At 37.0% G+C, this 8,584-nt stretch carries 8 protein-coding genes; 6 read left to right on the forward strand and 2 right to left on the reverse strand.

Annotated features, from left to right (window positions below; genetic code table 11):
• Both AB5642_RS18925 and AB5642_RS18930 read right to left on the reverse strand, forming a co-directional pair.
• Positions 1-1,415: CAP domain-containing protein (locus tag AB5642_RS18925; RefSeq protein WP_368371850.1), on the reverse strand; the 1,415-nt coding region annotated here is incomplete at its 3' end.
• Positions 1,416-1,935: 520 nt separating this feature from the next.
• The gene (locus AB5642_RS18930) at positions 1,936-2,208 is read right to left on the reverse strand and encodes a helix-turn-helix transcriptional regulator (protein WP_173719066.1); all 273 of its coding nucleotides are present in this window, start codon (positions 2,206-2,208) and stop codon (positions 1,936-1,938) included.
• A 345-nt stretch (positions 2,209-2,553) separates the two neighbouring features.
• On the opposite strand from AB5642_RS18930, the gene AB5642_RS18935 reads away from it, so the two are divergent.
• From AB5642_RS18935 to AB5642_RS18960, 6 genes are all read left to right on the forward strand, one after another.
• Positions 2,554-2,748 carry a hypothetical protein gene (locus AB5642_RS18935; RefSeq protein WP_173719067.1) on the forward strand — a complete coding sequence of 65 codons (195 nt, stop codon included), beginning with the start codon at positions 2,554-2,556 and terminating at the stop codon, positions 2,746-2,748.
• A 58-nt stretch (positions 2,749-2,806) separates the two neighbouring features.
• Positions 2,807-3,175, forward strand: coding sequence for a hypothetical protein (locus AB5642_RS18940; protein WP_173719068.1), 369 nt, complete (start codon positions 2,807-2,809; stop codon positions 3,173-3,175).
• Between the two features lie 326 nt (positions 3,176-3,501).
• Positions 3,502-4,107, forward strand: a complete 606-nt coding sequence (locus AB5642_RS18945) for a recombinase family protein (RefSeq protein ID WP_173719069.1) — start codon at positions 3,502-3,504, stop codon at positions 4,105-4,107.
• Positions 4,108-4,516: 409 nt separating this feature from the next.
• Positions 4,517-6,964 (forward strand): hypothetical protein, encoded by a 2,448-nt coding sequence (locus AB5642_RS18950; protein WP_368371853.1) that lies wholly within the window; start codon positions 4,517-4,519, stop codon positions 6,962-6,964.
• An 11-nt stretch (positions 6,965-6,975) separates the two neighbouring features.
• The gene (locus AB5642_RS18955) at positions 6,976-7,155 is read left to right on the forward strand and encodes a helix-turn-helix domain-containing protein (protein WP_173719750.1); all 180 of its coding nucleotides are present in this window, start codon (positions 6,976-6,978) and stop codon (positions 7,153-7,155) included.
• Between the two features lie 34 nt (positions 7,156-7,189).
• On the forward strand, positions 7,190-8,473 hold the full coding sequence (locus AB5642_RS18960; RefSeq protein ID WP_173719749.1) for a site-specific integrase: 1,284 nt from the start codon (positions 7,190-7,192) through the stop codon (positions 8,471-8,473).
• The last annotated feature ends 111 nt before the right edge of the window (positions 8,474-8,584 follow it).

Here is an 8,584-nt window from a genome sequence, read left to right on the forward strand (position 1 = left end):
TTCCAGGAATGACCGGAAGCAGGAATTTCAGTTACATCTATTTTGCTGTCACAGCGTGTGCAGTGATGGCTCTTGCTGCCGACTGTTTCGCAGGCAGCAGCGGTATCAATGGTCCAGTCGGAACTGTAGTTGTGACCCAGAGCAGCGACTTCCTCGGTCCTTGTTTTACCACAGGAATTGCAGGTAAAGGTTTTTACACCCTCATCAGTACAGGTAGGCTCAGTGGTAATTGAACCATCATTCCAGGAATGACCGGAAGCAGGAATTTCAGTTACATCTATTTTGCTGTCACAGCGTGTGCAGTGATGGCTCTTGCTACCGACTGTTTCGCAGGCAGCAGCGGTATCGATAGTCCAGTCGGAACTGTAATCGTGACCTAATGCAGCAATTTCTTCTGTTTTAGTCTCACTGCAGATGGTGCAGGTGTATTGTTTTACGCCAGTTTTAGTGCAGGTGGGGGTTGTGGTTATTTTTCCATCGTCCCAGTGATTTTCACAATTATGTACTTTGACAGCAGCTGTCTGGTGCGCGGTCAGACCGTAAAGAGAAGCACTAATTGTAGTATCGCCTTCAGAAATTCCAGTTATGGTACCCGAAAGGGTAGCGACTGTCGAATCAGCAATTGTTAAATCTGGGGTATCAGTCACAAAAACAAATCTGGAACCCCAGTGTCCGAAAACGGAAATCGTTGGATCTGATACGGAAATGGAAGTGCTTTCACCTGTTTTTAAAGAATACTCATCTTTGTCAAAAGTAATATTAAAATTAGAAATTTTTGATGTTGCAACTGGAATTGTAAGGGTAGTTTCTGTGTTGTCTGCACTTACAGGGGTGGTATTAACTTTATCTCTGTATGCAAAATTTTCCACCCAATAGTGAAAGCCATTGTAGTATACATGACCGATTCCGACACAGTTGAATTTAGAATTAAGCATATTTCGCCTGTGTCCCTGACCGGCGTAAAGCTCGTTATCTTCCCTCCAGCCGTCGTTGACACTGTCAGCAGTTCCATATCCCGCAGCTATATTTTCGCCTGCATAAGTATAATATACTGAATTTTCATAAAATGCGGAGAAGGTGTCTTTGTTATTTGGACGTGTATGGGAATAAATAATTGCAATTTCAGCGGCCCTTTGCATAGCTGTTTTTTCCAGATCGTAATCATACTGCAATGGCTGCAGATTTGTGCAATATGTTTTGGTTGTATCGTCTTGCTTCCAATACCATGCGTCTGTGCTGCTTGTACGCATTTCATTGATCATATTCAGAATTGTTCGTGCTTCTGTCTGTCCATATTGTACAGAAATGCTTACTGGCGTTGTGGCAGTTTCCGCCTTTACTTTAAAAGGAACCGCCAGAAACAGAAGCATGGCAAAACAAAACCATAAATGATACAAATTTCTTTTTCTTTTCATGTTCATCCTCCTGGTGCTTTTATGGTATTTTGCTTTTGTGTTAGAGCTTGTTTCAACAAACTCTGGGAGAGGAAAATCCTCTCTGCCCGATAAAGATATTTTAGCACAAAAAATAAATATTTCTATACCTAAATAGTTAAAATAGAATATAGCTTTCGAAAAAAGAAGAAAATTTAAACATAAAAAAACACCGAAACCCTTGATTTCTCAAGAATTTCGGCGCTCCTGCCAAGTAGTCGAAGTGACGGGATTCGAACCCACGACCTCTGCGTCCCGAACTCTAAGTGGTATTATCCATTTGAGTGTTCGCAAAGGTCTTTTGAGGTATTTTAGAACCTTGATTTTGCAGCATTTTGTGTGGTATTCGTAAAAATTCCTTGTATTTAAGCCATTTCAGCTTATGAGAAAGAAAAGTTGAAAATTTTTAGAGCGGTATAGGACGATTGACAAATTGAGCATTCTATGTAAATTTTTAGTAGACTAATAAAAGGTCATTGCAGAGATTAAAGTGCAAGACCTTTTATTCTGTTTCTGGGGGAATATATTCTATTAAATCATTCAGATCACATTCCAAAACGTAACAAAGTCGGTTCAAGATATCTATATCAAGGCGCTGGATTTTGTTATCTCTGTAGTTGCGGAGCTGTGTCCTCTGCATTTCAGCACGAAACGACAGCTGGTTAAGTGATATATCACGTTCCTCAAGAATTTCTTTTAAATGAATCTTGATTTCTCCATAGTTATTAGAATTAGCAGGAAGCTGCCGTAAGGGATTCTCTTTCTTTACTCTCATGGTTATAAATACCTCCTAAAAGATATTATATTTTTGATTGAGCTATCTTGTAAGATGTATGAAAATATGGTATATCTATATATGAGTATATATATGCTCATATATACAAAATTTAAACGGAGGTGTAGGGAAATGGCAGGGAAAATTTGTCCTAAGTGTGGACAGTTTACATTTTTTGAAACTGTGAGTGGAAGAAAATGTACGAAATGTGGTTACACAATGATTGTTCCAGCAAACGAAGGTAAAGGGGGACGAGGACAGAAGTGTTCTAATTGTGGTCAGTTTACAGTATTCAATGGAAAATGTAGAACTTGTGGAGCTTCTTACCAATAAGGAGATGGTAAAATGGCAGGGAGAAAATGTCCTGAATGTGGAAAGGACACACTTATCATAACGGTTAGTGGAGAGTGGTGTGTGAAATGTGGACATATTTCAAAAGATTTTACTATTCCTGTAGGAATAAGAAAAAAATGTCCTAATTGTGGCACTACAGGGATAGGGTCTGGAAGGTGTAGGAAGTGTGGAGCATTTTATGAGTAAGAGTACAGAATACAGATACTTTACTCATGGTTAAGAAATGGTAATGGGAGGAAGAGATATGACTAACGATCAGAAGATTAAATGTAATGCAATTATCCATACGGCAAGCGCTGCGGCAGCAGGCGTAGGTGCAGGACTGGCACAGGTTCCTGGTAGTGACAATGCGTTATTAACACCTATTCAGCTGACTATGACAATTTCGCTTGGAAAAGTTTTCGATATTGAATTAACAGAAACTACTGCAAAGGCAGCGATTGCTTCTGTTGCAGCAAGCACAATAGGAAGAACTTTAACACAGTTCTTGGTTGGTTGGATTCCAGGGGTTGGAAATGCTATTAATGCTACTACAGCTGCTGGATTGACAGAAGCCATGGGCTGGACATTGGCAGAGGATTTTGCCAAACAATATGAAAGAAATAAGGGGTAATTGAGATATTCAAGTTACAAGTTTCAATAGTATATTATAATAGTGATATATAAATATAAGGCAGAACTCGATAATGGGTTCTGCCTTTTTTCAATATGAAATGGAGGTGAGCACATGGGAAAAATCATATTAGCTATTTTAGTGGCTTTGGAAACAATCGTAGAAGAAGTGTTTAAAGAAGATTAATTGGTATTCGTTAAGGTTATTGATTTTTCGAATATGTTTATTTAATGCTGCTATACTTTTTCGAACAAGATTTCATGGGAATATGAGGGTATATTGAGATGTTCGAAAAGGTGTAGCTATACGAACAGGAAGGAGATTATATGGAGAGCAGAAAATTTGGGTATGCCAGAGTAAGCAGTAATGGACAGAATTTGGATAGACAGATATTTGAGCTAAAAAAATATGTACCAGGTGATTTTATTGTAACAGACAAAGCCAGCGGAAAAGATTTAAACAGACCAGGTTATCAGTCATTAAAAGGAGCTCTGGGGTTACGGTATGGAGATATTTTATATGTAAAATCATTAGACAGGTTAAGCAGAAACAAAAAACAGATCAATGAGGAATTACGCTGGTTTAAAGAAAATGGGATTCGACTTATTGTGTTAGACTTACCAACTACAATGATCGAAGTTCCAGAGGGACAGGATTGGATCATTGATATGGTAAATAATATTTTAATTGAGGTATTATCCAGTATTGCAGAAGAAGAGCGCAGAACTATTAAACGACGTCAGAGAGAAGGAATTGAGGCTGCTAAGCTGAAAGGAAAACATCTGGGACGTCCAGCTGTGAAATATCCAGATCAGTGGCAGTCTTGTTATATGAAATGGAAGCAGGGAGAAATCACAGCAAAAGAGGCAATGACGCAAATGCAGCTGAAGAGGACTAGCTTCTACAAGCTGGTGAAGGAATACGAGCCTTGAGCAGAATATTCCCCAAAATCCCATTATCCCCGACATATATAGAACGTGAAATATAGTACAACTTAACCTTTTATATGCTGGGAATAAGGGAATTTTGGGAAATTATGTTAAAATGAGCATTATATATTAGAAATGATATGGCTGTTAGCTAGATAAGGTCGATATACCGCGATGGGAAAAGAAAAAGAGCAGAATTTGCAAAAAAGCTTGACCAAAGCCTAATATTGTGGTATGTTACATGTAACACAAAAATTATAAGATAATTTGAAGTACCTCTTAGATAAAAAGGATTATCATAGTACACGAAAGCTGATTAATATACTACGAAAGATGAGAAATAAGTAATTAAGTATATTAAAAGGAGGAATTATTATGAATAATTCGAGCTTTATCGTTAGGAGGTTTTTTTATGCCCAAAAGAATTAAAACGTTTTTCGGAGAGTATGAAGTACCTCTTTATGAGGAGATGTCCGAAGAAGAGAAATTTGAAGCATTTCGGGAGATTTTTCCGAATAGTCAAGCAATTAATATTGAAAGTATTCCAGCCGAAGGAATCCATGGATTTCCCAAAGCAGATATTGAGAAATTTTATCGTTGGTTACTTGAAATGGAAGAAGAAGCACGAATTGAACAAGCAGAACAGGAAATTGAGGAAGAATTGACAGAATGTTTTCCTTGTAGCAGAGACATCAATTTGGATGAGATTCCAGAGGAAGGAATAAATGGAATCAGCAAAGAGAGAATACAGAGGTATCGTGATGATTTACGTGAAACAGAAAACTGGGACGCGATAGCGCGAAGAGAAAATGAAGAAGCAATGATGAGAAATTTGGAGGAACAACTTACTCCTTCAAATGACTTCTTTTCAACACACGGTACTGTGATACCGCAACATAATGATGTAAAATTAAAAAAAGCAGTTGAATCCACAGATAATAATAAAGATTTTACGGCAATACAATCACTGAATACACACACGAAACAAGTTCAAGTTACATACACAGATCCAAAACAAATCACTAGCTTAAATCAAGCGAAAATCACTAATGCTACAATTAATTTTACAACCGAAAGAAGTGTGGGAAATTACGTTTTCAAGAATGGTGAATTAGTGTATATAGATCCGACAAATGGTTCTGAGACGTTAATTGGAAACATTTGGATTACTATTCAGACAGAGATTATATACGTTGAGGAAATTTCCAACGCACAAAATGAGGTTGTGCGAACAGAAAAGACAACCGAATGGGTTCTTGATATAGAGTGCATGGGATTACATTTTACAGTGAAAACTTCTGTAGGTGCATTGTACGATTATAATAAGTTAATGAAGTACACCGCAGATAGAGCCTATCGGGAGGTTGATGCAGATGCTAAAAAAGCATTTAGACAATATATGGTGTTGTTAGTAAGTCTGCGTAATTTCCGAACGGAGGTACGCTATAAAAGCACTGGCTGGAAGCAAATTAAAGACAGATGGTGCTATTTGACGGATGCAGGAATTATAGGTATGCCGAACTGCAACTATCGGGCTGAAGTGGAGTACAAGTATACGTATGATCCTAAGAAGATTGATGCCACAGAGACCTTTAATGATTTTTGGAAGATGAAATTTCTTTCAGCTAGAAAGCCGGAAAATTCAGTCTTCTTATTTCACTATACATGTCTGGCTGTGATGACGACACTTTTTCAAGAGGTGGGACATCCTATAAATTTTGTAGTTGCTCTTATAGGGACAACCAATTCCCAAAAAACAGTAACTGGAATAATATTTACTAGGCTATACAATCGCAATACGAAAGCTGCAGCTGATATCAGATTTGATTCTACCAATGCGGCGATTATGGAAAAAACATCGACTTATGGGGATGCTATTCTAATGGTAGATGATATTTTACCATATGATGATCCAGTTTGGGCGAAGCAACAGAAGAAAACGGTAAATGATGTTATTCAAACATATGGTGACAGAACGCCTAAAATGCGTTCAGAGGCATATGCCAAAATTAATAACGTTTCGCGTTATAGTCCAGTTAGGGGCTGCTGCTTAATGACAGGAGAAGTATTGGATTTAGGTTTTGAATCCAATTTAACGAGAGTTATTAAACTGGATTTTGAGCGAGGTGACATTGATTTACAGCTATTAACGTATTTTCAACAGAATCTATTAAACTTGCCAACGTTTATGTATGGCTATATAAAGTTCATTAGTGAAAATATTGCTGATGTTTTTAATATCATTGAGCAACAATTTGTAAAAACTCGCATGAGCAGTTTTCCACCTAATATGGCAGCCAGATTTATTGATTGCATTGCTATAATGTCTGCTGAAGTAAGTATATTTTACTCATATGCAGTAACAAAAGGCTTTGTAAGAAATGAAGATGTACAGAGGTATATGGATTCAGACATGCAGCTCATTGAAAAAATAATAATGAAAAATTACGAAGAGTCTCGAATTATAAGTCCTGGAATAAGGATTATTGTGGCACTGTGCAAAGCAATGAAAAATGGTAAAGTAGAACAGTGTGACATTTCCGAAAAAGAGAATTTGGAAGAGCTGGATGAGGTAGACATGGAAAACATGGCGATGTTCGATTCATATTATGTATATATTTCACCCGATAAGTTATTCGATATATATATGAATGACTGTAAGGAAATGAATTGTGCAGTTACATATAAAAGTAGTCGTGAGCTTAAGAATCCATTAAAAAAAGACGACATATTATTGCCGAAGCAGGAAGGCAATAACACAAGATATTCTCATAAACTATGCAGTAAAACTTCAAAGCGGTTTTATTGGATAAAACTTGATGTATTCAAACGAATTTATGATGAATATCAAACGATCTGAGAGGTGATAATATGCTTGAACAATATGGTGACATTTTGACTGTAAATGAAGTTCAAGAGATTTTGAAGATAAATAGAAAAACTGTTTACAGGTTAATTAAAAGTAAAAAGTTTTTCGGCAAGAAGATTGGCAAGGTATACCGCATACCAAAACAATCTATTTGCGAGTACATACTAGGGGAAGAGCAATAAGCTCTTCTCCTTTTAAATACAAGGAGGCTATTATATGGATGAAGTAACTGGAACACTTCAGAAAAAGACAATGAAAAGCGGTAAAAGCTATTACTACGCTGTTTTGAATATTGGTGGGAAAACAAAATGGATTGCTACTGGATTACAGATCAATGGAAATAAGCGCTTGGCTCAAAGACGACTACAGGAAATTTTACAGGAATACACAGAACAAAGTGCAGCTGCTGCCTCGCAGCAGGCTTGTAAAAACGAAATCCCGTCCGTAGAAGGCTCTACAGGGAATGAAAACCAAGCTGATGTATTATTTTCTGAATGGGTAAAGGAATGGCTTATTTCACGCAAAATAGACGTCAGAGAATGTACTGGTGAAAGTTACGAGACTCATGCTAGAGTTATTGTGGAATATTTTAATGAGAATCAGATAAAACTAAGTGAAATTTCCTATTCAGACATTGAGGAATATTGTAAATTTATGCTCAAAGAAGGCAAGGTAAATAGATACACAGGAGAAAGATCTGGGTATGCTATACGGACTGTCAGAAGTCAGAAGTTTATAATTACATCCGCCTTGAATTGGGCTGTAAAGCGTGGCTTAATAACAAATAATCCTGCACTGACTGTCACAGTGAGTAGAAAGAAGAATCGCCAATTGGCTAGAAAGCCTGTTTTCTTTACTGTAAAGGAAGTGAATGATTACCTGACGTTTCTGAAGGACAAAAATGATATTCTTTATGGTCTGATTTATACGACATTGATGTTTGGACTTAGAAGATCAGAAGTGTTGGGACTTACTGTACAATCAGTTGATTTTGCAAGGAGAAAATTGTACATAAATCGAACAGTTGTAAAAATGCTGCATATTCACGATGAGAACGCTACCAAGACATTTGATAGTGAACGCGAATATCCTTTAACTGATGAACTTATTACCTTTTTCAAAGAGGTAATAGATCAGAAGAGACTTTACAAGAAATTTTTTGGAAACAATTATACAGACAATGATTTCTTATTTACCTGGGAAGATGGCAGACCTTTTTTTCCAGACTATGTAAGCAAACACCATAAAAAGATGATTGCTATGTTTGGAAAACCTAATTTGACTTTCCACAACTTGAGACATTCGACAGCCTGTATTTTGTATGAACAAGGGTGGAAAGCAAAAGACATTCAAGAATGGCTGGGACATGCAGATATTGTAACAACCATGAATATATACACACATATTGACAGGGCACATAAACAGAAACAGGCAGAGTCCCTAAGCGGAGTGTTAAACCATGAAAAAAATACAAATAATTCAATGGAGTTACTTGGATAATTATATAAAACTATAGAAACCGATAGTTCGCAAATTGATATGCCCCTTGTCAAGTAGACAGGTGAAATATCTAAAGGTAAGCGACAAAAATACCTACATTTCATTTTGGAG

Origin of the sequence: Ruminococcus sp. 1001136sp1_2201st1_G3_2201SCRN_220225 (genome assembly GCF_040924365.1) — a bacterium.
GTDB lineage: Bacteria > Bacillota > Clostridia > Lachnospirales > Lachnospiraceae > Blautia_A > Blautia_A faecis.